Source organism: Ardenticatenales bacterium, from assembly GCA_020634515.1.
Taxonomy (GTDB): domain Bacteria; phylum Chloroflexota; class Anaerolineae; order Promineifilales; family Promineifilaceae; genus JAGVTM01.
On record JACKBL010000002.1, the window covers coordinates 619,726 to 643,040 of the forward strand.

At 63.5% G+C, this 23,315-nt stretch carries 22 protein-coding genes, 1 tRNA gene and 1 pseudogene; 3 read left to right on the forward strand and 21 right to left on the reverse strand.

Annotated elements, in window-relative coordinates; all coding sequences use genetic code 11:
- Nucleotides 1–129 precede the first annotated feature (129 nt).
- Together H6650_07105 and H6650_07110 are read left to right on the forward strand one after the other, a co-directional pair.
- Nucleotides 130–1,530: a dipeptidase gene (locus H6650_07105; GenBank protein MCB8951764.1), complete on the forward strand. Its 1,401-nt coding sequence runs from the start codon at nucleotides 130–132 to the stop codon at nucleotides 1,528–1,530.
- Nucleotides 1,527–3,494, forward strand: coding sequence for an alkaline phosphatase D family protein (locus H6650_07110; protein ID MCB8951765.1), 1,968 nt, complete (start codon nucleotides 1,527–1,529; stop codon nucleotides 3,492–3,494). The genes H6650_07105 and H6650_07110 overlap by 4 nt, the downstream gene beginning before the upstream one ends.
- Here H6650_07110 and H6650_07115 read toward each other — a convergent pair.
- The 3 genes from H6650_07115 to H6650_07125 form a co-directional block, all read right to left on the reverse strand.
- Complete coding sequence (locus tag H6650_07115) at nucleotides 3,478–4,389, reverse strand: isoaspartyl peptidase/L-asparaginase (protein MCB8951766.1); 912 nt, start codon at nucleotides 4,387–4,389, stop codon at nucleotides 3,478–3,480. The genes H6650_07110 and H6650_07115 overlap by 17 nt on opposite strands.
- Before the next feature lie 145 nt (nucleotides 4,390–4,534).
- The gene (locus H6650_07120; GenBank protein MCB8951767.1) at nucleotides 4,535–5,119 is read right to left on the reverse strand and encodes a lysophospholipid acyltransferase family protein; all 585 of its coding nucleotides are present in this window, start codon (nucleotides 5,117–5,119) and stop codon (nucleotides 4,535–4,537) included.
- Complete coding sequence (locus H6650_07125; protein MCB8951768.1) at nucleotides 5,116–5,730, reverse strand: leucyl/phenylalanyl-tRNA--protein transferase; 615 nt, start codon at nucleotides 5,728–5,730, stop codon at nucleotides 5,116–5,118. Before H6650_07125 ends, H6650_07120 begins: the two co-directional genes overlap by 4 nt.
- Before the next feature lie 332 nt (nucleotides 5,731–6,062).
- Between H6650_07125 and H6650_07130 the strand changes: the two genes are divergently transcribed.
- Nucleotides 6,063–6,134 (forward strand) — tRNA-Asn (locus tag H6650_07130).
- Nucleotides 6,135–6,542: 408 nt separating this feature from the next.
- Here the strand turns inward: H6650_07130 and H6650_07135 are convergent.
- The 18 genes and pseudogenes from H6650_07135 to rplU form a co-directional block, all read right to left on the reverse strand.
- Nucleotides 6,543–7,505 carry a glycosyltransferase gene (locus H6650_07135; GenBank protein ID MCB8951769.1) on the reverse strand — a complete coding sequence of 321 codons (963 nt, stop codon included), beginning with the start codon at nucleotides 7,503–7,505 and terminating at the stop codon, nucleotides 6,543–6,545.
- Nucleotides 7,492–9,033 (reverse strand): oligosaccharide flippase family protein, encoded by a 1,542-nt coding sequence (locus H6650_07140; GenBank protein ID MCB8951770.1) that lies wholly within the window; start codon nucleotides 9,031–9,033, stop codon nucleotides 7,492–7,494. The genes H6650_07135 and H6650_07140 overlap by 14 nt, the downstream gene beginning before the upstream one ends.
- A gap of 4 nt (nucleotides 9,034–9,037) precedes the next feature.
- The gene (locus H6650_07145; GenBank protein MCB8951771.1) at nucleotides 9,038–9,880 is read right to left on the reverse strand and encodes a sulfotransferase; all 843 of its coding nucleotides are present in this window, start codon (nucleotides 9,878–9,880) and stop codon (nucleotides 9,038–9,040) included.
- Nucleotides 9,877–10,677: a sulfotransferase gene (locus H6650_07150; GenBank protein MCB8951772.1), complete on the reverse strand. Its 801-nt coding sequence runs from the start codon at nucleotides 10,675–10,677 to the stop codon at nucleotides 9,877–9,879. The genes H6650_07145 and H6650_07150 overlap by 4 nt, the downstream gene beginning before the upstream one ends.
- Entirely contained in the window at nucleotides 10,664–11,887 is a 1,224-nt protein-coding gene (locus H6650_07155) for a glycosyltransferase family 39 protein (protein ID MCB8951773.1), read from the reverse strand. The genes H6650_07150 and H6650_07155 overlap by 14 nt, the downstream gene beginning before the upstream one ends.
- Complete coding sequence (locus tag H6650_07160) at nucleotides 11,884–12,828, reverse strand: flippase-like domain-containing protein (GenBank protein MCB8951774.1); 945 nt, start codon at nucleotides 12,826–12,828, stop codon at nucleotides 11,884–11,886. Before H6650_07160 ends, H6650_07155 begins: the two co-directional genes overlap by 4 nt.
- Nucleotides 12,821–13,732 (reverse strand): hypothetical protein, encoded by a 912-nt coding sequence (locus tag H6650_07165; GenBank protein MCB8951775.1) that lies wholly within the window; start codon nucleotides 13,730–13,732, stop codon nucleotides 12,821–12,823. The genes H6650_07160 and H6650_07165 overlap by 8 nt, the downstream gene beginning before the upstream one ends.
- On the reverse strand, nucleotides 13,729–14,931 hold the full coding sequence (locus H6650_07170; GenBank protein MCB8951776.1) for a glycosyltransferase family 4 protein: 1,203 nt from the start codon (nucleotides 14,929–14,931) through the stop codon (nucleotides 13,729–13,731). The genes H6650_07165 and H6650_07170 overlap by 4 nt, the downstream gene beginning before the upstream one ends.
- Nucleotides 14,932–14,949: 18 nt before the next feature.
- Nucleotides 14,950–15,729, reverse strand: a complete 780-nt coding sequence (locus H6650_07175) for a hypothetical protein (GenBank protein MCB8951777.1) — start codon at nucleotides 15,727–15,729, stop codon at nucleotides 14,950–14,952.
- Between the two features lie 17 nt (nucleotides 15,730–15,746).
- Nucleotides 15,747–16,529 carry a hypothetical protein gene (locus tag H6650_07180; protein MCB8951778.1) on the reverse strand — a complete coding sequence of 261 codons (783 nt, stop codon included), beginning with the start codon at nucleotides 16,527–16,529 and terminating at the stop codon, nucleotides 15,747–15,749.
- Nucleotides 16,530–16,532: 3 nt separating this feature from the next.
- Entirely contained in the window at nucleotides 16,533–17,480 is a 948-nt protein-coding gene (locus H6650_07185; protein ID MCB8951779.1) for a glycosyltransferase family 2 protein, read from the reverse strand.
- A gap of 52 nt (nucleotides 17,481–17,532) precedes the next feature.
- Nucleotides 17,533–18,852: a nucleotide sugar dehydrogenase gene (locus H6650_07190; protein ID MCB8951780.1), complete on the reverse strand. Its 1,320-nt coding sequence runs from the start codon at nucleotides 18,850–18,852 to the stop codon at nucleotides 17,533–17,535.
- A 47-nt stretch (nucleotides 18,853–18,899) separates the two neighbouring features.
- Nucleotides 18,900–20,585, reverse strand: coding sequence for an HDIG domain-containing protein (locus H6650_07195; GenBank protein ID MCB8951781.1), 1,686 nt, complete (start codon nucleotides 20,583–20,585; stop codon nucleotides 18,900–18,902).
- 30 nt (nucleotides 20,586–20,615) lie between these two features.
- Nucleotides 20,616–21,197, reverse strand: coding sequence for a hypoxanthine phosphoribosyltransferase (hpt, locus tag H6650_07200; protein ID MCB8951782.1), 582 nt, complete (start codon nucleotides 21,195–21,197; stop codon nucleotides 20,616–20,618).
- The gene (locus H6650_07205; protein ID MCB8951783.1) at nucleotides 21,194–21,790 is read right to left on the reverse strand and encodes a thymidine kinase; all 597 of its coding nucleotides are present in this window, start codon (nucleotides 21,788–21,790) and stop codon (nucleotides 21,194–21,196) included. The genes hpt and H6650_07205 overlap by 4 nt, the downstream gene beginning before the upstream one ends.
- Nucleotides 21,791–22,351: 561 nt before the next feature.
- Nucleotides 22,352–22,555, reverse strand: a pseudogene (rpmE, locus tag H6650_07210) (50S ribosomal protein L31).
- Between the two features lie 6 nt (nucleotides 22,556–22,561).
- The gene (gene rpmA / locus H6650_07215; GenBank protein ID MCB8951784.1) at nucleotides 22,562–22,816 is read right to left on the reverse strand and encodes a 50S ribosomal protein L27; all 255 of its coding nucleotides are present in this window, start codon (nucleotides 22,814–22,816) and stop codon (nucleotides 22,562–22,564) included.
- Between the two features lie 51 nt (nucleotides 22,817–22,867).
- Nucleotides 22,868–23,182: a 50S ribosomal protein L21 gene (gene rplU, locus H6650_07220; GenBank protein ID MCB8951785.1), complete on the reverse strand. Its 315-nt coding sequence runs from the start codon at nucleotides 23,180–23,182 to the stop codon at nucleotides 22,868–22,870.
- Nucleotides 23,183–23,315: the final 133 nt, after the last annotated feature.

Below are 23,315 nucleotides of genomic sequence, written 5' to 3' on the forward strand. Positions count from 1 at the left end.
TAAAAACCAATCGATTATACCTGAAAAACCAGGTCGTCGAGATTAAAATTTTCCGCGCCTGCAAAAAACCTATGAAACCCTAAAGGTCTTCATGGCCCATAGGGTTTGCCCAAAAGGAGTCGCCAACCCATGAACCAACCCGTCATCGATCTTTCCGCCGTACTCGCCTATGCGCGCGCGCAAAATGATGCCTCTCTGGCGGAACTGGATGCGTTTCTGCGCATTCCCAGTGTCAGCACCCAGCGGGAACACGACAGCGACACCCGCGCCGCGGCGGCGTGGCTGGCGACGGCTATGCGCGACGCTGGCCTGGAAAACGTGCGCTTGTTTGAAACGCCCCGGCATCCGCTCGTCTATGGCGACTGGCTGCATGCCGGCCCCGACGCCCCCACGGTCCTCATTTACGGCCATTACGACGTACAGCCGCCCGATCCCCTGGAGGAGTGGCAATCCCCTCCCTTCGCGCCAACGCGCCGGGGCGACTACCTGTACGCGCGTGGGGCGTGCGACGACAAGGGGCAGACGTACATTCACGTGAAGGCGATTGCCGCTTACCTGGCGCAGGCGGGGCGGTTGCCCGTCAATGTCAAGTTCCTCTCCGAAGGAGAAGAGGAAATTGGCGGCCCCAGCTTGACGGCGTTCATTCCCGCGCATACAGATTTGCTGGCGGCGGATGTGGCCGTGGTGTCTGATACGGCCATTCTCGGCCCGGAGCAGCCGGCCATTGTTTATGGGCTGCGCGGCATGTGCTATGTGCTGATGGACATTACGGGGCCGGATCATGACCTGCATTCGGGCGGTTTTGGTGGGGCGATTGACAATCCGTTTAACGTGCTGGCGCACATTATTGCTCGTTTGAAGGATATGGATGGGCACATTCTCATTCCGGGCTTTTATGATAAGGTGCGCCCGTTGTCGGCGGAGGAGCGGGAGATGCTGGCGCAACTGCCGCTGACGGAGGAGCGTGTGCTGGCGGAAACGGGTGCGCCACAGGTGTGGGGCGAGCCGGGTTATACGCTGGCGGAGCGGTTGGGGGCGCGCCCGACGTTGGATGTGCATGGGATTGTCGGAGGGTATATGCTGCCTGGTCGCAAGACGGTGCTGCCGGCAAAAGCGCACGCCAAAATCTCCATGCGACTCGTGCCAGACCAGGACCCGCAAGAAATCGGCGAGTTGTTCCGCCAATATGTGACGCAGATTGCCCCGCCCACGGTGAAGATTAGCATGACCTTTGAGGGTGCGCCGGCCAGTATCACGAATTGGAAAATGCCGGCCATGCAGGCAGCGATTGCCGCGTATCGTGATGTCTTTGGCCGCGAACCGATTTTCATGCGCGAAGGCGGCTCCATCCCTGTCGTCGGGCAGTTTCAGGCGCACCTGGGCATCGAAACCGTCCTGATGGGTTTTGGCCTCCATGACGACCGCATCCATTCCCCAAATGAGCGCTTCTACCTGCCCAACTTCTTCCGTGGCATCGAGACCGCCATCCGCTTCCTCGCCTACTACGGCGGGGGTGAGACGGGAGCATGATCCGGCGGGTGGTGGTTGGCTTGGGCAGCGTGCTGCTGCCGCTGTTGCTGCTGGTGGGCGTATTATCCGCCTGGCTCCCCGCCGCCCCCGTGGACGCGCCGCTGACGGAGTTTGCCTGGAGCGGCGCGATCAGCGTCGGCAGCGTCACCATCGTCACGCGCATGGTGGCCGATGGCTGCGACGTGCGCGTTGTCCTCAGCACCAGCGCCGACTACAGCAATCCCATCTACTCGCCGACCCAGGTCGCCAATACGGCCACCAACAATCGCGTGCTGCGCTTCGTCATGAGCGGCCTGCAACCCGACACGCTGTACTATTACGTGCTGGAATGCATGGGACAGCGGGACAGCGCCCATCCCGGCCAGTTTCGTACGTTCAACAGCGTGCCTTTCCCCTTCACGTTTGCCGTGGGTTGCTGCGTGGAAAGCAACTTCGAGAACCAGGTCTTTACGACGATTGGCAGCCGTGGTCCTCGCTTTTTCCTCATGCTGGGAGACATTTACCGCAACCTCGTGAACGAAAACGATCCGGACCTGTTCCGCGGCGCGTATGACAATCTGCTTGGCTCTCCCACGCAGGCGGCGCTTTACAACCATACGCCCGTCGTTTACGTGTGGGACGACGCGGACTATGGCGTGATAGGTGGCGACCGTACCGCGCCGGGGCGAGAGGCGGCCCGCCGGGTGTACCAGGAGTATGTACCGCATTATGCGCTGCCTGCCGGCAGTGGCGACGTGCCCATCTACCAGGCGTTTAGCGTTGGGCGCGTGCGTTTCATTGTCACCGACCTGCGTTCGGAGCGGGACCCGAACGGCGACCCGGACGACGCGGATAAGAGCATGATGGGGGAGGCGCAGAAGCAGTGGTTTTTCCAGCAGCTTTTGGCGGCGAAGGAGCGGTATCCGGCTATCATTTGGGTCAGCAGCGTGCCCTGGATTGACGACAGCGGCGTCAGCAATGATACATGGTATGGTTTTCGTCATGAACGGGCGGAGATTGCCAACTTCATTGCTGGCAATGGCATTAAGGGGGTGATCATGCTCATGGGGCACGCGCGCATGTTGGCAATTGATGATGGGCGTAATAACCGGTATGCGAGCGGCGGCGGCAACGGCTTCCCGGTGATGAGCGTCGGGTCGTTGGAGCAGCCGGGGGAAATTTTGGGCGGACCTTATAGCGAAGGGGTGTTCCCTGGCAGCGGGCAATTCGGGCTGATTTCAGTCATTGACAGCGGCGGATCGCAGATAACGGTGACGTTGAGCGGGCGTTCGGTGAGCAATCAGGAGTTGGTGCGTCTGGATGTGCCCATCGTGGCGGCGTCTACGGTCGATTACGGGGATTTGCCGGACAGTTACCAGATGACGACGCTGGCGCAAAATGGCGCGGGGCACGTGCTGGGAACGGTGTATCTGGGCAGCCGCATTGACGCCGAGGATGACGGTCAGCCCTCAGAGGCGGCGGCGGGGGATGATTTGTGGGGGCAGGGGGATGAGGACGGGGTTTTGCCGTCGGGACGCTGGCGGGATGGCGTGGATGGGGGCGAGGTGGAGGTGCTGGCGCACGGGCGAGGCTACTTGAATGCGTGGGTGGACTGGAACCACGACAATCTCTTCCAGCCGTCTGAGCATGTGATCTCGAACACGCTATTGAACAATGGGGTACAGACCATCACCATGGATTTGCCGGCAGGAACTATTCCCACCGGCGATCAAGCCAACACCTTCTACGCCCGCTTTCGTTATTTCCAGCAACCGGCCACCAATCCCGCCGCCGCTTATCGCGGCATCGTAGACAACGGTGAAGTGGAAGATTATCGTTGGGCCATCACCCGTTCCGCCGTCGGCTTCAGCCGTATAGCGGCGGGCACGCATTCTCCCTGGTGGGCATGGGCGCTGGCGGCGGGGCTGCTGGGCCTGGGGACGGGGCTGCATCTCTGGAGTCGGCGCGCTACCGCCCGACCGTGACGCCCCCGCTGCCAACCGTGTAGGCGTAGGGCATGGCGTCCGTGTTGAAGGCGATGCCGATTTGCCCCTGGCGGTCCACGGCGACCAGCCCGCCACGACCATCGACCCGCCGCGCCAATACGTCCAGGGCCGCCTGACAGGCGGCGGCGGCGTTCATGCCCGCGCCGACGAAATCGCACACCTGCTTGCTCAATAGTACCTTCATAATGGCTTCCCCGTATCCGGTGGCGCTGACGGCGGCGGTGGTGTTGTCGGCGTAGCCACCGGCGCCGGGGATGGGGCTGTCGCCGACGCGCCCCGGCAGCTTTTGCCGTGTGCCGCCGGTGGAAGTGGCGCAGGCCAGATTGCCGGCATTGTCCAAAGCAACCGCGCCGACCGTGTCCCCCATGGCCCCCGGTTCCACGAAGATGGAGACGGTCTGGTAGTCAGGGACCTGGCTAAGTTCGTCGTGGCGGGTCAACTCTTCGTTGACGAGGAGTTCTTCCTGGGGGCAGCGAGGAAAGCCGATGTCGTCGGCGAAGGCGTCCGCGCCCGCGCCGACGAGGAAGGCGTGTTCGGAGTCGGTCATGACGTGGCGGGCGAGGCTGATGGGGTGGCGCATTTGCCGCACGGCTCCCACGGCGCCGAGGTCGAGGGTGCGCCCGTCCATGATGAGGGCGTCCATTTCGATGTCGCCATGGGTGTTGAGGTAGCTGCCAATGCCGGCATCCAGCGCCGGGCAATCCTCCAAAATCCACACCGCCTGCTCCACCGCATCCAAAGCCGTCCCCCCGGCTTGCAAGATCGCCTGCCCCCTGGCGGCGGCGGCGGCGCAGGCCTCCATGCCCGCCGCCAACCGCCGTGAATCCAGTTTCCACGCTCCCGCCCCGCCGTGAACGATGATGACCGTGTCCATGATGCCGCCTCCGTGAGAAGTTTGTGGGATCAAAACCGTGTTTCCAGACGAAACGCGGACGCGGCGAATTGTATCCGTTTTGCAGGAAGCGGCGATGGGCGAACGTATGAGACGGTCAATGGGTGTCGGCGTGGGGGAAGGGGGATCACGTTTTGTGGGGGAATTTGCCGGCAACGTCTCGAAAAATCGCGCGCAAATCCTCTATATCCCCTTCCAGGTCGCCGGTGGGGATAAACACGGGGTGCAGATTGACACGTCTCTTCGCGTAGTCAAGAGAGATGGGGCAGATAGGCACGCCGGCTCCGTGGGCGATGTGGTAGAAACCCGTCTTCCAGCGCGTCACCTTCTGGCGCGTTCCTTCCGGGGACACGACCAGAACCAGGCCATCGCGCTTCGTGAATTCGGCGATGGTTTGGGCGACGGTTCCCTGCGCGACGTTGCGTTTGATGGGCATGCCCCCGAACCAGCGCATGATGGGGGCCACTGGGCCACGAAACAGGGCGTCCTTGCCCATCCAGGCGATGCGGATGCTGAGGGCGAACATGCTCATCATGCCGAGGACCCAATCCCAGTTTGAGGTGTGCGGGGCGAAGATGACGACGACTTTGGCGGTGTCGGGGAGTTCGCCGGTTAGTTGCCAACGGCTGAGGCGGAAGGCGGTACGGCCAAGCGCGGCGGTGAACCGGTTGCCGCGACGAGGGAGAGGGCTGCCAGGGGGTACAGTGATCATGTGGGCTGTCCTTGTGGTGGTAGAGGGAGGGGTTGGAAATATGCCGGCACTTTCAGCGCCGCCGCCAGCCGTTGATGATAAGCCCGGCGGGGAATCTCTATTGCACCTAAACGTCGGAGATGCTCCGTCATAAACTGCACATCAAATAGCGTAAAGCCGCGCTCGCGCAAATGAGAAACGAGGTGAACCAACGCCACCTTGCTCGCGTCGCGTTCCGCGCTAAACATGCTTTCCCCCGCAAACAGGCCATGTATCGCCACGCCGTAGAGTCCCCCAACGAGGCGTTCCTCCTGCCACACTTCCACGCTGTGCGCCAGCCCCCAGCGATGCAGTTCGCTGTAGGCCGTCACAAAATCTTCGCTGATCCACGTGCTTTCCCGTCCGGGCGCGGGACGGGCGCAGGCACGCATTACGGCGGCGAACGCGGCATTCCGGCTGAGGGTGAACGTCCCCTTTTTTATCGTGCGCTGCAAGGAGCGTGACACGTGCAGGGCTTCCAGGGGCAAGATGGCGCGGGGATGGGGGTCGTGCCAGTAGACCCTGCCGTTGTGGGCCATGGGGAAAATGCCACGGGTGTAGGCGTGGAGGAGTTGGTGTGGATCCAGGTGCATCAGGTTCTTTACATAATGAGATAGGTGGCGCGATGCTGGTTGCCGGCATCAGGTGTCTTGCCGAGGTTTCCTGCGCCGATTCCGACATGTTTTTAACCCAATTAGCCCGACCTGGCAACCGCATCCGCCAACGGACGCGAAACGCCAAGAACCCGCAAAACCGCGGCAGTTTTCATCTTAGCGCTTCTTGTGGTGGCATCTGGGGGAGACAGCGGCGGAGGAGAAGCCGCGTGTTTGGCGACAGGGATTTCACGGCGAGATTTGCCGGCAAACCGCCGCTTGACAGTAAAATCGGCTTTGATATAATCTGCAACGCTTCACAAAACGAACATTCCTCAGTAGCTCAATGGCAGAGCATGCGGCTGTTAACCGCAGGGTTGTTGGTTCGAGTCCAACCTGAGGAGCCTTTTTTGTATCTTTTCAATAAAGTGGTGCGAAGTTGGTTGAGCCTGTCGAAACCAATGGCCTTCAACAAGCTCAGGCTGCGGTTTCCCCAAAATATTGAGAAGTTACCCTTTTAGTAACTATTCACGTCTCCGAGAGATTGGACCAATTTTGTAGACATCAATAAGATTCAACCAGAGCAAATTGGTCTAATCTGGGCAGATGACCTGTATAGTCACCCCTTTTTTTCCTAAAATCTGAGAGCCTTGTGCGTGCTTTGCCGTTGCAAAAGTGCGTTTGGATATGAGGCCCTGCCCGTCATTTCGAGTGAGCGCGGCAGGGCCTCGCCTTTTTCCCCTGCCCGACAACTCCTAACCCTGACGATTTTCCGGTGTCTTCATGGCGAAGAAGACGGTCCGTGTCAGTCCTTAGCCGGCATTTCGTACCCCCCACCGCGCCAGCCGCAACAAACCAGCCTGCGCCGGTCCCGTCAAGGAAAGCGCCCACAGCAGCCAGCCGGCGCGGCTGCCCAACGCAATCAACCGGCGGATTTTGGGTCGCGCCGCACGTCCCTGACCCGCCGCCAGCAGCGTGAGAATATCGTCGCGCAGCAGATGGGCCTGGCGCTGGGGCACATTCGCCGCCAACCAGGGAAACTGAGCCGCCATCATCTCCATTCCTTGCCACAATCCCTGGTTTCTTTCTAATCGTTGCCGCGCGGACACGTTTTCGCCGTGTAGCCGTCGGTCCACCAGTGGCTGCGCCAGATGCGCGAAGCCATACCCTGCCGCCGCCAGCCGCACCCACAAGCCCCAATCCTCGGCGCCAAATGGCAACCCCGTGAACCCTTCTACCTGCATGAATGCTTCCCGCCGCACCGCTGCGGACACGAGGCGGATAGAATTGCGCAGGAACAGGTGTTGGGTGAGGGTTTGTGCCGGCATTTCCTCATACAAAATCGTCGCCCGAAACGCATTCTCCCGCCGCGCCGCGCCCGCCAGCACCTGCCCCGCGCCATCAATGTGCCGCACATCCGTATGTACTAACTGCACCGTCGGCGCGGCCCGCAAGCGCGCCACCTGTCGCGCCAACTTCTCCCGATGCCACACGTCATCCTGGTCCAGGAAGGCAACCACCTCCCCCCGCGCCAGCGCCAGCCCCGCCATGCGCGCACCGGGCGCGCGCCGGCCAGCCGCCAGTCGCAAAAAGCTGACCCGCTCTTCCGCGCCCGCCGTCAGCGCCCGCGCGTAAGCAAGCGTATCGTCCGGGGAGGCGTCATCGACCACGATCAAGTGCCACCCGTCATACGTCTGCGCCCGCACGGAATCTATCGCTTCTCGCAGCCACCGTTTTCCTTGATATGCCGGCAGAATCACGTCAACCAGCATCACCCTTTCTCCCCCGGCGCAGCGTGCGGCGCGCCAGCGCCATTTCCGGAAAGCGGAAAAGCGCCGCGCCCCCCACGTACACCACCAGCCCCACCAACCCGGTCACGACCACCAGCAGCCAATCCTGCCGCACGCCAACCGCCGCCAGCAGCCACTGTGCCCCATATGCACCGCCGGCCATCACCAGGGACAGCAGCGTATACCGCGCAAACGCGCCGCCCAGACTGACCAGCCCCAGCCTTCCCAGCCGCCGCCGCAGGTAAAGCAGATGCCAGGGCCAGGTGAGGTTGACGGAATCCGCCAGGGCGATCCCCAAATAGCCGAAGCGGGGCATGAACAGGCGGGAGAGCAGCACCAACCCCACGATATTGATGATGGAGAGGAACGCCAGAAACCAGACCGCCTTCAACGAGTAGAGGGCTTTGGACGTGACCGTGCCCACCATGGAGTTGATCAGCAGCCCGCTGGAGAAAAGCAGGGCCAGGGAAACCTGCGCCGTGTTTTCCGGAGAGAACGCGCCCCGTTGCAACAGCAGCCGCACCACCGGTTCGCGCACGACGGCAATGCCAAACACGGCGGGAATAATTATGAAGGCGTTCAGGCGCACGGCCAGCATCAGGTTGTTTTTGGCGCTTTCGCGGTCCCCCACGGAGATGTCGCGGGCAATGGTCGGGAACAGCACCGTGGCCACGCTGTTGAGGAGAAGCTGATCAATTGCCCGCACCATCTGGCTGCCGTAGGAGAGATAGGAGACGCTGCCCGCGCCCGTTTGCGAGGCTAGCGCCCGCTGCACGGCGGGGTTGAGGCGGCGGAAAATGCTGGTGGAGAACAAAACGCTCCACAAGCCCAGCAGCTTGCGGAAGCGTGCGTCGGCGAAGCCGAAGCGGGGCCGCCACAGAGGCAGCTTGTCGCGCAGGGCGAAGAGGACGCCGATGCAAATGAATACGTGGTTGAGAACGAGGGCGACCGCCAGCCCGTCAACGCCAAATCCGCGCGCCAGAAAAATGAGGCTGACGATGTAGGCGGCATTGCCGAACGCCAGCCCGGCCACGGCGGCATTGAAGCGGTCCAACGCTTGCAGCAGACTGGTGGCGATGGTCCAGATGGCGTTAAAGAGGATCATGGGCGTGAGAAGCTGGTTCAGGCGGGCGGCGAGGGCTTGCGTGGGGGCATCGTAGCCGTATCCCACCAGGCGAACGATGGCCGGGGAGAAGGCGTACAGCCCCAGCGAGAGCAGCAGGAGCAGGGTAATCAAGTTGGTGGAGAGGTAGCTGACCATGCGCCAGGCCACTTCTTCGCCGTGCTGCTCGCGGGCGTCGATGAAGACGGGTATGAAGATGAGATTGAGGCTGACGAGGAAGATGCTGACGAGGGTGCTGGGGATGACGAGGGCGGTGAAATAGGCGTCCACCGCCGGTCCCGCGCCAAACTGGGCGGCAATGACGGCTTGGGCGACCAGACCGACGATGAGGTTGGTCAGGGAGCCGATGCTGACGATGATGGTGGATTTGAGTTTGCTTTGCCTGGGCATCGGTTTACCAACCCGGATCGTACCCCAGCAGGTGCGCAAGCTGCCGGTTATGGGAGGCGAAATAGGCTTCTAACTGGTGGCGCAGGGCGGGGGGGATGTCCTCGTAGTTCCCGTGGAAGTTGCGCCGGGCAAATTGCGCGGGCCGCCAATCTGGGTCGGGCGCGCCCAAAAAAGCCAGCGCCGCCGCCAACGTCGTCGCCGGCTGCGCGAAAAACGATTCGCTGATGATAATCAACATTTGCGCGGGCGCAAAATGTTGCCGCCACGCTTGTAGTTGCGTTGCGTAGTGGCCGCGTTGCAGGTAGCTGAAATGGTGATGGGCGGGGTCGTAGGCGGCGGGGTCGGCGAGGGTGGCAGGAGCGATGTTGACGCGCTCGCGCTCGCGGGCAACCGCCGCGGCAAAGGGAAGCGTTTCATGTCCGCGACGGACTTCGTGTAGATAGTGGGAGTAGGCGCGGTCCACGGGGTTCCGCAGCATGACGATGAGGCGGGCGCGGGGCAGCGTGGCCGCCAGGCGGGCGGGCGTGTGGGGATGGAAGAGGTAGTAGGGGGTGGCTTCGCCGGTGAGGCAGGGGCGGAAGGGGCGGCGCAGGGCGGCGGGGTAGAAGAAGGCGCGATACCAGGCGGGGCTGCGGTCAAAATGGTTGTCGAAGTAGTGGATTTCCTTGCGTAGGGCGGGTTGGATGGACGGGTGTTGGCTCAGGTAGTCATACAACGACGTGGTGCCGCACCGCTGCGCGCCGATGATGATGAAATCAGGCCAGGCGCCCAGGTGGGCGGCCTGGGCGGCCCGCTGGCGCAGCATGAGCAGCCGTGTCTGCCAGTTGCTGTCGCGCCAGGTGGTCATGGTAGTTGGTAGCCGCTGGCTTTCAGGGTGGGATGGTTGCCGATGGCTGCGTCGAAAGCCGGCGGCGGCGATTGGCGGCGATGGGCGAAGGCGCGGGTGGGATCGGCGGCGGCGATGGCGCGGGCCACGGCGGCGGGGGGGAAGGGGTGGCGCAAGAATTGCCGCAGGCGGTCGAGGTGGGCGGCGGGTTCGTGCAGGAAGTCTTCGTAGCGCAGCGCGAATTGGCGGTCTGGGGGGAGCGTTTGGGCGAGCTGTTGGCTTCTGGTTTCGTATTCCAACCAGAGGGAGAGGGCGCCGTTGAGGTCCAGGCAGCGGAGGGAGAGGAGGGGGTTGTGCAGGGGATCGCGGCGGTTTTGTTCCCGTTTTTGCAGGCTGAGGGCGACGTCGAGGGGATGCCGGCATACGCGCACCACCCGCGCCTCTGGAAACACCTCCAACCAGAGCGGCAGCGTGAACAGCGTGCGGGGGTCTTTCCAACCCCAGGCGCCGGTCAGCCGCCGCCCGCCGGTGAAGGACCAGGCGCGCCAGGAGCGCACCACGTGCCGCAGTTCGGCCACGACCTGGGGACGGAGGGAGTCGTTTTGGGGGAGGGCCAGCGCGGGGGCGGGTTGGTCCCAGGCGGCGTGCGCCAGGCGAAAGAGCTTTTCGTTTTGGTTCAGGAAGAAGAGGGATTCGTCGTGGACGTTGCGCCGCCAGCCCATGAAAATGCCGGCATCGTGCAACACGCGCGCCAGCAGACTTGTACCGGAACGGTGCATACCGAGGATGATGACGGGTGGGGGATCAGGAGGCAACATGAGGCGGCTTGCGGAAGAAGGGCCGTTGGTTATGGGTGAGGGTGTGGGCGGTGAAGAGGAGGAGGAGGGGGATGAAGGGGAGGGTGTAGCGGGGCAGGGGGCGGCGCAGGAAGAGGCCAATGCCGGTGATGATGAGGAGGGTGAGGAGGTGGAGGAGAATGCCGGCATTTCGCCGCCCCGCCAACGCCGCCATCCCCCACGCCGCCAATCCTACCAGAACCGCATGAAACGCCACGTACCCCCCTTGCAAGACCAACACATGCGGCAGTGACTCCAGGCCAACTGGGTGCAGCCAGAACTCCGCCAGCCTGCGCCCCAAAAACGTGACATAATCGCCCGGATGCGCCAGCAAGTAAGCGGGGCTGCGCATATCGGCGGCCCGGCCATAGTACAGCAGATAAGCGTAATTGCGCGCGTCCTCCGCCAGTGGCGCTTCGTTTTCCCGCACCCACGTCTGGAACTCCGACGAGAGGTAACCCGCGCCGGTCAGGGAGAAGCGCAGCGCGTCCGTGCGCTCCGTGAAGAACACCACGCCAAACGTGCGCGCATTCCGCGCCAGCCACGGCGTGAGGCACAGCAGCGCCACGCCCGTGAAGACGAGCAGGAAACGCAGCCCGGCGCGCCAGCCGATGCGCCCCCACCAAAAGAGCAGCGGGAAGGCCAGCGGCAGGATGATCAACGTCTCCCGCGTGAGCAGGGCCAGGGCAAAGCCGGCTCCCGCCAGCGCCGCCAGCCGCGCGCGCGGCTGCGCGAACCAGCGGGCGCAGCCGTAGAAAAAGAGGAGGGCGCAGCAGGTGTACAGCGTTTCCGTGAGGTAAAAGGTGACGTACAGCACCAGCGGCGGATAAATGGCCGCCAGCCCCGCCGCCAGCAATCCTTCTCGTTCGGACAGGAGTTCGCGGGTGAGGCGGTAGGTGAGCCAGACGACGCCCACGCCCAGGAGCGCCTGCGCCAGGCGCACGGCCAGCAGGCTGCCGCCGGTGGCCGCGAAGATGGCTGCCAGGAATGCGGGGAAAGCGGGGGGGATGACGGCGTAGGGAATGCCGGCATTTTCGCCAAACACCCCCGTTTGCAACCAGTTCTGCGCCACGGCGATGTACTCCGCCGCGTCCGCGCGCATGCCAAAGCTATCCGGCACGGCCAGCGCCAACCCCAGGCGCAGCGCCGCCGCCAGCAGCAGGATGCCCCACAGCCCATACTTCGCTTTCATGATTCCGCCCCCTCGCTCGGTTGTGCGGCCACGGCGGCGCGGCTGAGCAGATAACTGTAGATGACGCCCACAATGATCACGACCAGGGTGGACACGAGTCGCTCCAGCCCGACGGCGACCACGCTGGCCCCGACGTCGAATCCCAGGATGGCGGCCATGCCGCCGACGATGCCCTCGCGTACGCCCAACCCGCCCGGTGCCAAACTCACGAGGCGGCTGAGAACGGTAGCGGCGGCAAAGAGCAGGCAATCGGCGTAGGAGACGGGTTGTGATAGCATGTGGAAGGCGAGCCAGAAACGGGCGGCGAATAGGGCCGTCATCACGATTTGCAGCCCGGTCAGTTGCCGCACCAGTTGGCCGTTTCGTCCCAGAATGCCCCAACCCTCGACCAATTGCGCCGACCGTTGTCGCCAGCGGGTGGGAATCCAGCCGGGGCGCGGCGGCAGCCAGAGCGTCGCCAGCACCGCCGTCATCAGGGCGAAGCCGGCCCAGAGGATGGCGGGGACCGTTGCGCCGCGCCACTGCATATAGCCCAGGACGAACAGGCCCAGCGCGCCGTTGGCGGCGACGAAGCAGACGTACAGGGCGGCGGTGGCGCTCAGGTAGCGGGCATAGGTTAGGCGATACCGCTGCTTCAGGTAGATGCCTTTGGCGACCAACCCGCCGGCGAAGGGGAGTTGGTTGGCCAGGGTGTTCACGGCGGCCAGTCCCAGCCCTTCGTGCAGGGTGACGGGGGTGTTCAGGCCACGGTAGAAGAGGGTGTTGATGAGGCCGTTGACGACCCAGAAGAGGAGGGAGAGGAGGATGAGGTAGAAAATGCCGGCAACGGACAAATCCAGCAGCGCGCGATAACGGTCGGCATTCGCGGCCAGATAGAGGCCGAAAATGACCAGCGCCGCCAGCAGGATCAGATAAGGGAGAAGCCGCCTCGCTCTAGCCATGCCGCGCCTCCATGTCGTACCCCAATTGGGCCATCAAGGGGCCGCAAATCTGGCGAAACCGCGCCTGCCGCGGGGCGGTCCAGCCCGACCAGGCGGGAAAGCTGCCCGCGCTGGCGTGAATGGGACGCTCCAACCAGCCGGCGAACGAGGTGGCGGGCCGCGCGCCGGGCAGGTCCGTGGCGAAGGCGACGAGGTCCGCCAGATGTTCGTCGCGGTCGGCGGCGCGGAAAATTTGCTCGAAATGGAAGACGCGGGCGTGGGGGTTGGCGGTCACTGTTTGCAGCGCATACGCATTGAGGCGGCTCCAGGCCCAACAGACGCGCTCAAACCGCGTCATGCGCGCCCATTGGTCCACATAGGGATCGCCAGGGAGTTCGGGCGCGGTGGGCCATTGACGCGCCCATCGCCCGCGCCAGCCGCGATTTCCATACAACTCGCCCCAGTTCATGTGTGAGCGCACCCAGTCGCGCCCATCCCGCACCAGATAGATGAGCCGATGGTGGGCGAATGCGCTGGCGGCAACGTCGATCAGTCCGTAAAAGGCGACGTTGGCCTCCACGTAAACGGGGCCAGGGCGCGTGGCGATGAAGCGGGCGCGCTGCCGCCGTAGTTCCTGGGCGGCGCTGGCGTAGGCGAGATGGCCGCGTAGACGGGCGTCCGCCACCTGGGCCAGCCCCCAGTGGCCGCTGGCCTTGCCCACGGTCATGTTCCAGAGGCCCGATTCGGCCAACTGCCGCCGGATCTGGCGCAGCCGTTCCCCCATGTGGGGGTACTGCATCACGTTCCACACGTCTGGCTCGTGCAGCGCGGTGGCCGCCGGCAGCAGGTGGGCGAAAAGCTGGCTGAAGAACTGCGTGCCGGTGCGCCCCAGGGAGGTGACGAGGATGGTGGGCTTGTCGATCACGCGATGACCTCCTGGTAGACATCGAGAATCTGGCGTGCCTTGACTTCCCAGGCGAAATGGGTGATGACGCGCTGTCGCCCTTTGCGCCCCATTTCGCGCCGCTGCCGCGGATCGTCCAGCAGCCGCCTGATTTGCGTGGCCAGGTCGGCGGGGTCGGCGGGGCGGGCGAGATAGCCGTTTTCGCCATCAACGATCACGTCCACGATGCCGCCGATGGCGGAAGCGACGCAGGGGGTTTCGCAGGCGTTGGCCTCCAGCAGCACCATGCCCAACCCTTCCGTGTCTCCCTGGCTGTCGATGACGGAGGGGGAGACGAAGATGTCCGCCAGGGTGTAGTAGGCGGGCAGGTCGGCGTCGGGGATGTAGTCGAGGAAGAAGACGCGGTCGGCGATGCCCAGGTCGGCGGCTTGTTGGCGCAGGGTGTCTTTCAAGGGGCCGCGCCCGCCGATCATGAGCTGCGCGGGATGCTGTTTTTGCAGGGTGGCGATGGCCGTGATCAGGTGGGCAAACCCTTTGCGCTCGATGAATTTGCCCAGCGCCATGATGAGGGGGCGGGAAAAGTCAATGCCACGGGCGGCAAGTTGGGCGCGGATGGCGCTGACGTCGGCGGCGGGGTGGAAGCGGTGGATGTCCAGGCCGGGGGGGATGAGGGTGTAGGCGCGGGGTTGATGTACGGCGAGGGTTTTGTCCAGGGTGTATTGGCTGATGGCGATGACGTGGTCGGCGTGGCGCAGGATGAATTTGAGCAGGGGGTTGCGCCCGAGGACGAAGATTTCCGCGCCGTACATGACGAGGACGAGGGGTTTGCGCAGGAGTTTGCCGAGGAAGATGCCGGCAAAACCGGCAATAGACCAGTTTGCTTGAATCACATCACAGTGGCGGGCGTGGCGAATGCCGGCAAAAAAGAAAGCGGCGACGAGGAAAGGCAATTGCAGCCGCGCCCACCAGCTACGGCGCAAATTCGTGGGGATGCCCGCGCCGTAGCAGAGCGTTTGCGCCGGGGCGGGCCACATGTAGCGGAAACGGCGCACGCGGATGCCGTCTATCGTTTCGGCGGCGGGCGCGCCCTGGTGGTGCGGGGCCAACACCGTCACGTCCTGGCCGAGTTTGACGAGGTGGCGCGCCTGTTCAATGACGTGGATGCCCACGGCAATGCCTTCGTAGAGGGGGAATGAGGTGGTGAGGATACAAACACGCATGAGATGAATGGGCGGAATTCAGCGGACGGCAGGCAGGTAGCCATACCGTTGCATCAGGTCACCGCAGAGGGTGAGTAGTTGCTGTTGGCGTTTTGGCGGCCAATCGGGCCAGGTAGGGAAGGCGTCGCGGCGGCTCTGGTTTTTGGGTTGGCGCATGATGTTGGCGTAGTGTGGTTGGTAGGGAATGCCGGCATTCGCCAACACCAACTCTAACACGCCCGCGCCATTCGAGCCAAACAGCGCCTCGAAATGGACCTGCTGGTAGCCGGGATAGTCGTAGAACAGCGACGCCAGCAACTCATTCTTGTACGTCCAGTGCCAGCAGATGCGCTGGAAAGTGTCCATGCGCAGCCACTCCCCCGGCGGGATTTCGCCCGTCCACAAGCCGGACGGATGCCAGCCCACAATCAGCCGATTGGCGATTGCGCTTTGCCAGCGCGTGTGCATCCAATTTACATAAGAAGGGACCCAGGTGCGCGGGTCGCGGATGATGTGCAGGACATGCACGTGCGGCAGGCGTTGGGAGAGGATGTAGGCCGGCCAATAGTCGAGCGAGAAGACCTGGATGTAGTAGCGGCAGGGAGCGTTCGTGATTTGCGGGGCGCGCCAGCGCATGGCGGCGGCCTCCAGGGCGCGGCGTGGCAGCCAGCCGTGCAGGTGAAAATTGCCCAAAATCGTCAAAATGCGCGAATTGGGTGGCTGGTGCGGGCTGAGAACGTCGCCGCCGGCCAACCCTTCCGCCAGGGCTTTTGTGCCGGTGCGGGCTGTGGAGAGGATGAAGAGAATGCGGTCGGGCATGGGGAGGGGCGGGGGGATCAGGGGCGGAAGAGGGCGCGGTAGAGGAGGGCGAGCAGGAATTTGGCGCTGTTGGCGGTCCAGTCGGTGAGGAGGCTGGCGAACCAGGCGCGGTCGGTGTGCGCCCAGCGGTTGGGGTGGGCGTTGATGATGACGGGAGCGGCGGGGCGCGTGCGCAGGAAGGCGATCAGGTCCGGCGTGCCGTGAACGGGGTCCGGCGGGCGGCGGCAGACGACACGGTCCCGAATGTTAAAACGGTGGGCGTCCCACCCGCGCCCCGTGTCCGTGAAATAGTAGACGCGGCGGTAATCCACGCTCAAGTAGGCTTCTCCCAGCAGCCCATAATCCGACCAGTCAAGCGTTTGCCACAGTTCCAGGTTGTGCCAGGGCAGCAGGGGACTGCCGTGCATGCTGATGGTGTCCACGGGGGCCATCTGGCGAAAGACGTTGAGTTCGTGTTGGAAGAGGATGGCGGCCCGCCGCCGGTCGCCGCGCGCTTTGCTCAGCACTTCGTAGTGGTAGCCGACTTCGTGGTTGAGGAGCCGCACGCGCTGGATGGCGTCCCGTTGAAAGACGGCGGGCGTGGTGCGGAAGTAGTAGGTGGCGGAGAAGCCATAGTCGGCTTCCAGGGCGGCCAGGCGCAGGGCACTGTCCAGATTGCGGTCTACGTCGTGCCGCAGGATGATGGCGAATCCGGGCGGCTGACCGAGGCGCAGATAATCGCGCAGCGGCCAGACGGGGCAGCGCAGTTCCTGGATGGCGGCGCAAAGCCGATTATACGTGCCGATGGTGAAGTCTCGCACGGTTCAGCGCAGCTCCTTGTTGTAGTCCATGTCGAACCACATGGCGAAGAGGATGAATTGCAGCCCCATGATGGCCAGGAAGGCGGCGAAGAGGGCGCTTGTGCCGGCAACTGGCCCCACCATCACTCGCTTGATCACCAGATACAGGCCAAACAACACCCCGCCGGGGAACAGGACGCCGCCGAGGGCGTAGAAGAACAGCAGCGGGTGAAAATCGCGGATGACGTACTTCTCCTTCATGCGGAACAGGAACAGCTTCCACAGCAGCCAGGAGAGGCGGGGGATCATGCGCAACGGCTTGATGCCCGACTGTTCGCCGATATTGTAGACGGGGCGCACGGGCACGTCGCGCACGCGAAAATTGTACACGTTCAGGCGCACCAGCAGGTCATTGGGTTGGCCGTATCGCCGGTACATGGCGTCCCAATCCAGCGTGTGCAGTGCCTTGCGGTTGATGGCCGTGTACCCGCTTTGGGAGTCCGCCACGTGCCAGTAGCCGGAAGCGATCTTGGTGAGGAGCGACATCATGGAGTTGCCCAGGTAGCGTACGCGGGGGATGATGTTCCAGGCGTCGCCGGTGAAAAGCCTGTTTCCTTTCGTATAGTCAACATCGCCAAGAACCACGGGATCGAGGACGGTAGGCAGGTCGTCCGGGTCCATTTGCGCGTCGCCGGCCATGACCACGGCCACGTCCACCTCATGGTCGCGGCACCACTTGTAGCCGGTGGCAATGGCTCCGCCGACGCCCTGGTTGGTCTGGTGGGGCAGGAGGACGAGGCCGGGCCGCCGCGCCAGGCGTTCTTGTACGTGGGCGATGGTCTGGTCGCGGCTGCAATCGTCCACAACGACGATGTCGTCCACGAAGTCGGGCATGGTGTCAATGGTGATGCCGATGAGGGTTTCTTCGTTAAATGCCGGCACAACCACGGCAACGCGCTTTCCTTTGTACATCAGCCTCCTGAGTCACAATCAACCAATAACGGAAAACGAAAAACGGCCATACTCAGCCGATGCCGACGCCGCGGAAGATGAGGCCGGCGTCTCGCGCCGCTTGCGGGTCAAAGATGTGCCGCCCATCTACCAGCACAGGCGCGCGCAGCGTGGTCGCCAGCCGCGCCGGAGAGAGGGCGCGGTATTCATCGTGGGCGACCATGAGGACGGCGGCGTCGCTGCCGGCCAGGGCGTCCCACACGTCCCCCTGGTAGGGAGCCACCCAGGGATCGTGAATGATGACGCGCGCGCCCTGGGCCTGCAAGTGGGGGGCAAGGACGCTGCTGGGGCTGTTGCGGGTGTCGTCGCTGTTTTCCAGGTAGGCGTAGCCGAGAATGGTGACGCGGGCGGTGGAGAGGGAAATGCCGGCATCCGCCAACGCCGCCGCCAACAATTCCGCCATATGGTAGGGCATCGCCTCGTTCACCGCGCGCGCCGCGGGCAGCAGTCGCGCCGTCACCCGCTCCCGCCCGCCATACGCCAGCAGCCACGGGTCTTTGGGAATGCAGTGGCCGCCCACCCCCGCGCCCGGCAGCAGCATGTGCCGCCCCGGACTCTTGTTCACCAGCTCGCGCACGCGCCACACATCCGCCCCCACCGCCGCGCAAATCAAGGCCACCTCGTTGGCGAAGGCGATCTGCACGTCGCGGTACGCATTTTCCGCCGTCTTCACCAGTTCCGCCGTTACCATGTCCGCCTCATCCAGGTCCGCGTCCACGATGTGGCGATAGAGCGCGACCATGGTGGCCGCCGTGGCCGGGGAATCGCCGCCGCAGACGCGGCTCATCTCCCGCAGATTCGCCAGCAGTTTGCCGGGCATGACGCGCTCCGGGCAGGTTCCGAGGAAGAAGTCCACGCCCATCTTGCGCCCCGAGGTGGCTTCCAACAGCGGGCGCACTACGCTTGCCATTGTTCCGGGGGCAATGGTGGATTCCACGATGACGAGCGCGCCTGGTTGCAGCACGGCCCCGAGGCTGTGGCAGGCGGCTTTGAGCGCCGTGTAGCGGGGTTGATGGTTGGCGTCCACGGGGGTTTCCACGTTGATCAGGACCACGTCGGCGGCGGTCAGGGGGGCGTAGTCGGTGGTGGCCTGCAGTTGGCCTGCGCGCACGACTTGCGCGAGCAATTCAGCCAGGCCGGGTTCGTGGCCGTGGATGGGGCAAATGCCGGCATTGATCAATCCCACCCGCTCTTTCTGCAAATCCACCCCCGTCACCGAGAAACCCGCCCGCGCCAGCGTCGCCGCCACCGGCAGCCCCACGTAGCCGAGACCGATGACGCCAACCGTAGCTTCCTTTGCCGCAATTTTCCGTCGTAGGGCCGTGATCTCCATAGGGGTAATTTTCTCGAGAAATCGGGTTTTTGCCAAAAACCCGGTTTCTATTGACGGGAGCGGCGCGCCAGGTCCAGCGCCTCCTCCGGCGTGCTAATTTCGCCCGCCGCCTGCGCTTCCTCGATCAGGCGCAGCAGTCGTCCCACTTCCGGGCCGCTGGGCAGGTGCAGCGCCTGCATCAATCGGCGGCCATTGAGCAGCGGCGGGGATTGGATCGATTGCTCGAACTGCTGGAAGTAGTGCGCGTGGAGTTGGGCGACGACGCGCAGCAGGCGTTCGCCGGCTTCGCGCCCGCTCTCCAGGTGGCCGGACGGTCCGTCGTAGGTTGCCAGGTGGTCGGCCAGGCTGAGGAGGGTGATGTCAAGGCCGTTTGGGCCGACATCGCGGAAGAAGCGATAGGCGGCGCGGCGGCTGACCGTTCCCTGCTGGCTGAAGAGCAGCGGGCGCATGTGCCCGGCGACGATGGTCTGGACGTGACTGATGGCTTCGTTGCTGAAGCGCAGATGGCGCAGGCGCGGCTCCACCAGGGCGGCCCCGGCGCTGTCGTGGTCGAAGAAACGGATGCGGCCATCGGGTTCGACGGTGCGGGTGACGGCTTTGCCGGCATCGTGGAACAGACCCGCCCAGCGCAGCACCTGCCAGCCGTCCAGTGCGCCCGTGACGGCGCGGTCCAGGTGGGCCTGGATTTGCGCCACATACGGGGCCGCATTTTCTCCCGCCTGGCGCAGGAATTGGCGGGTCGGCGGCGGCATGTCGTTCGGCGGCCGGTGGCGGACGACAACCTGTTCCACGCGGACCAACCAGCGCAAAACGCGGGCGGTATGGGCGAATACGTCCTCGTGGTGCGGCCGGGATTGCGTGACCTCGCGGAGGGCGGCGATTTCCGGCAGGGTGTGGGGAAGCAGGTCCAGCGCGGCCAGCAGGCGCAGGGCGTCGTCGGGGGCGTCCGTTTTCAGGCATTTGAGGAGTTCGTCGCGCACCCGCTCCGGGGAGATGGCGTCCAGCAGGGGGGCAGCCTGGCGGACGGCGGCGGCGGTTTCTGCTTCGATGTGGAAGCCAAAGCGGACGGCCAGGCGGGCGGCGCGCAGGGTGCGCACGGGGTCGTTGGCCAGGGCCTGGGGGGAGGCGTGGCGGATGCGGCGGGCGCGCAGGTCGGCCCAGCCGTTGAGGGGGTCAATGAGGCTGGCGGTGGTGCGGGCGGATGCCGGCATGGCCAGGGCATTGATCGTAAAATCGCGGTCTCGCAAATCCGCCTCCAGGTTTGGGCCGCGCAGCCGGGCGAAGTCCAGCATCGTTTCCGCTTGCGGCAGCATCACCCGCCCCGTATCCCGCTTCTTGTCCAGCACATAAGCGGGCGCGCCCAGGGCGTTGCCCACACGGAATGCCAGTTTGATGGCGTTTGCCGGCACGACAAAGTCCAAATCGTGGCTTTCCCGACCCAGCAGCGCATCCCGTACCACGCCACCCACCAGGTAGACGGGTATATCCTCCTGCTGCAGCACCGGTTGCAGCGATTGCAGCAGCGGCGGCAGCGACAGCGGCGCGCCGCCGGGTGGTTCCACGTAGCGCAGCGTGAAGCGTTCGCGGGGGCGATTGTGGCGGGCCTGGTGCGCGGCCTCCACGGGGGTCAGCCCTACACCGGCTACCTGCCCATCCAGAGACAGGGCCACCCAATGACGCGCATAGGCGGTCAAATCCACATTTTCTGGGGGTGGCGGGGTGTCTGTCGTCATGATGTCGGTTGTGGCGTTGCCGGCATTGGCTTACGCCGGCGGCGCGAACAGGTGCGCGAAGACGCTGGGCTTGAGCACGGCGATGTAGGGTAAATTGCGGTAATCTTCGGCGAAATCTAGCCCATAGCCGACGACAAACTCGTCGGGGATGTCGAAGCCAAGATAGCGCACAGGCACGTCCACCTCGCGGCGGGAGGGCTTGTTCAGCAGGGTGCAGATGTGCAGGGAGGCGGGTTGGCGTGCCAGCAGGGTGCGGTACATGTATGCCAGCGTGCGCCCGCTGTCGATGATGTCTTCTACGATGAGAATGTGGCGCCCCTGGATGTCCTGCTTCAGGTCCATGATGATTTGCACGGCCCCGCTGCTGGTTGTGCCGCTGCCGTAGCTGGAGATGGCCATGAAATCGACGTGGTGGGGACGGGTGACGGCGCGGCTGAGGTCGGCGAGGAAGATGAAGGCGCCTTTGAGGACGCAGATGAGGAGCAGGTCGTCGTGTTGGGCGAAGTCGGCGTCAATCTGGGCGGCGAGTTCTTGTATGCGCGTTTGTAGTTGTTGGGAGTTTATGAGGATGCGGTCAACGTCGTCGGCGAGGGGACGGTTTTGGGCGGTCATGCGTTTGCTCCATTTTGGCGTGGCGGTAGGACGGTGTGGCATTGCCGGCATCTGGCCTCATACACCTCCGCCGCGCCCACTAAAACAATCGGATCATCGAAGGCGGCGGGCTGGCCGTCAATCAATCGCTGTGTGCGGCTGGCGTCTTCGCCGCAGCGGACGCAGATGGCGTGCAGTTTTTCCACCATTTCCGCCCGCGCCAGCAGGTCGGGTATGGGTCCAAATGGTTCGCCGCGAAAGTCCGTATCCAACCCGGCGCAGATGACGCGAATGCCGGCATTTGCCAACTTCTGGCACACCGCTACGATTTCCTGGTCAAAAAACTGCACTTCGTCTACCGCCACCACCGTTGTCTCCGGCTCCAGGTGCGTCAGAATGTCCTGCGCCGACGCCACGGGCTGCGCTTCTACGCCCAGGCCGTTGTGCGAAGTGACCTGGCGGTGGTGGTAGCGGGTGTCCAGGGTGGGTTTGAATACCTGGACGCTCTGGCGGGCGATAATGGCCCGCCGCACGCGACGGATCAGTTCCTCCGTCTTGCCACTAAACATGCTGCCGCAAATGAGTTCGATACGGCCCCGTGTGTGCGTTCCCATTGTTGCTCCGGTTCAGAAGTGGTCAGGGATCGGTGGCCAGTGGTCTGGGGGTAACGACCAGTCCGCTGCCTGAGTCTGCCGCCGGTCACATTGGCTTCGACAAGCTCAGCCCACGCGAGATCGGCCATTACGTACAGATTGGACCAATTTTCTCTGGCGAAAATGGCCATTGAGCGCGTAAAATGGGTCCAATCTCCAGAGAGCGTCAGGTTACCCGGGAAAGATGATCCCTGTGTAGAAACGTGAAAACAGAAAGGGCAGATACGCTGGCGCATCTGCCCTTGAAATTCCGATAAGGGAATGGGGTGGAGGTGGCTACTCGGCGAGGCCCTGCGCTCTCAGGTGTTTTTTGATGTCGATGAGGGCCATCTGGCCGACGCCGACGATAGCCAGCAGCGCGTCATCGCCGCCTTCATTGTATTTGGCTGCGAGGTCGCCGACGGTGAGAATGCCGGCATCCAGCAAAGCAGCCTCCGCGCGCCGTCCCAATTCCAATTCCTGCAGTGGCATTGATTCCGGCGAAGAAGCAACAATTTGCTCTTCTTGCGCGGCCATAATCTCTTCCCGCTTTTGCAGGCGGCGCATGAAGCGGTCCACCTGGCCTTCCGTATCCACCAGCCGCTGCTGCCCGGTAAAGAACGGGTGCGTGCCGGACCAGATTTCCACGTTCATCTCCGGCACCGTGGAGCCAACCGTCATTACCACTTCACCGTTTACGATGACTTTGGCTTCAGGATACCATTCAGGATGGGTTTCTTTCTTCATGCCGTCTTACTCCGTGGGGTAGACGCTGATGTATTTGCGTCCATGCTTCGTCTCAAACGTCACGCGGCCCTCGGCCACGGCGAAAATGGTGTAATCGCGCCCCAGGCCGACGTTTGTGCCAGGGTGGAACCGCGTGCCTTTTTGACGCACGATGATGTTGCCGGGAATGACCATTTCGCCGCCATAGCGTTTGATGCCCAGACGTTTGGAATTGCTATCGCGACCATTTCGGGTGGAACCGCCACCTTTCTTATGTGCCATTTCGTTCTCTCCTCACTTTGAATGAGTCTGATCACCTGCGGGAGATCAGGCTTATCCGGCGATAATCTCGTCGATGTGCAGGCGGGTGTAATGCTGGCGGTGACCCCTGCGATGACGATACCGGTTCTTCGGGCGATACTTCCAGACGAAGATTTTCTTGCCGCGATACTGGTCCATGACGGTGGCTTTCACACTGGCGCCAGCCACGGAGGGTTGACCAATGTTTACCTGATCGCCGTCGGCCAGGAGCAGGACATTGTCCAAAACGATTTGTTCACCGACTTCATAGGGCAACTTCTCCACGGAGAAGCTATGACCCTCTTCGGCGCGGTATTGCCGGCCGCCGCATTCTACAATTGCGTACACGTTAATCCTCCAAAAAAAACCAGCATTTTGCAATGCCGGCGGGGTCAAATGTTATTTGTCGCCTGGTCGTGCGGTAACCAGAGCGACGGACTACGAATTATAGCCCGCGCCCGGGTCCGTGTCAAAAAGATGG

Excerpts from the sequence above, each read along its gene's own strand:
- H6650_07120 (MCB8951767.1), bottom strand. The coding sequence starts at position 5,119 with ATGATCACTGTACCCCCTGGCAGCCCTCTCCCTCGTCGCGGCAACCGG.
- H6650_07175 (MCB8951777.1), bottom strand. The coding sequence starts at position 15,729 with ATGCCCGACCGCATTCTCTTCATCCTCTCCACAGCCCGCACCGGCACA.
- H6650_07125 (MCB8951768.1), bottom strand. The coding sequence starts at position 5,730 with ATGCACCTGGATCCACACCAACTCCTCCACGCCTACACCCGTGGCATT.
- H6650_07160 (MCB8951774.1), bottom strand. The coding sequence starts at position 12,828 with ATGGCTAGAGCGAGGCGGCTTCTCCCTTATCTGATCCTGCTGGCGGCG.
- H6650_07195 (MCB8951781.1), bottom strand. The coding sequence starts at position 20,585 with ATGACGACAGACACCCCGCCACCCCCAGAAAATGTGGATTTGACCGCC.
- H6650_07145 (MCB8951771.1), bottom strand. The coding sequence starts at position 9,880 with ATGACCACCTGGCGCGACAGCAACTGGCAGACACGGCTGCTCATGCTG.
- H6650_07205 (MCB8951783.1), bottom strand. The coding sequence starts at position 21,790 with ATGGGAACGCACACACGGGGCCGTATCGAACTCATTTGCGGCAGCATG.
- H6650_07185 (MCB8951779.1), bottom strand. The coding sequence starts at position 17,480 with ATGTACAAAGGAAAGCGCGTTGCCGTGGTTGTGCCGGCATTTAACGAA.
- hpt (MCB8951782.1), bottom strand. The coding sequence starts at position 21,197 with ATGACCGCCCAAAACCGTCCCCTCGCCGACGACGTTGACCGCATCCTC.
- H6650_07110 (MCB8951765.1), top strand. The coding sequence starts at position 1,527 with ATGATCCGGCGGGTGGTGGTTGGCTTGGGCAGCGTGCTGCTGCCGCTG.
- H6650_07155 (MCB8951773.1), bottom strand. The coding sequence starts at position 11,887 with ATGAAAGCGAAGTATGGGCTGTGGGGCATCCTGCTGCTGGCGGCGGCG.
- rpmA (MCB8951784.1), bottom strand. The coding sequence starts at position 22,816 with ATGGCACATAAGAAAGGTGGCGGTTCCACCCGAAATGGTCGCGATAGC.
- H6650_07190 (MCB8951780.1), bottom strand. The coding sequence starts at position 18,852 with ATGGAGATCACGGCCCTACGACGGAAAATTGCGGCAAAGGAAGCTACG.
- H6650_07105 (MCB8951764.1), top strand. The coding sequence starts at position 130 with ATGAACCAACCCGTCATCGATCTTTCCGCCGTACTCGCCTATGCGCGC.
- H6650_07150 (MCB8951772.1), bottom strand. The coding sequence starts at position 10,677 with ATGTTGCCTCCTGATCCCCCACCCGTCATCATCCTCGGTATGCACCGT.
- H6650_07170 (MCB8951776.1), bottom strand. The coding sequence starts at position 14,931 with ATGCGTGTTTGTATCCTCACCACCTCATTCCCCCTCTACGAAGGCATT.
- H6650_07140 (MCB8951770.1), bottom strand. The coding sequence starts at position 9,033 with ATGCCCAGGCAAAGCAAACTCAAATCCACCATCATCGTCAGCATCGGC.
- H6650_07115 (MCB8951766.1), bottom strand. The coding sequence starts at position 4,389 with ATGGACACGGTCATCATCGTTCACGGCGGGGCGGGAGCGTGGAAACTG.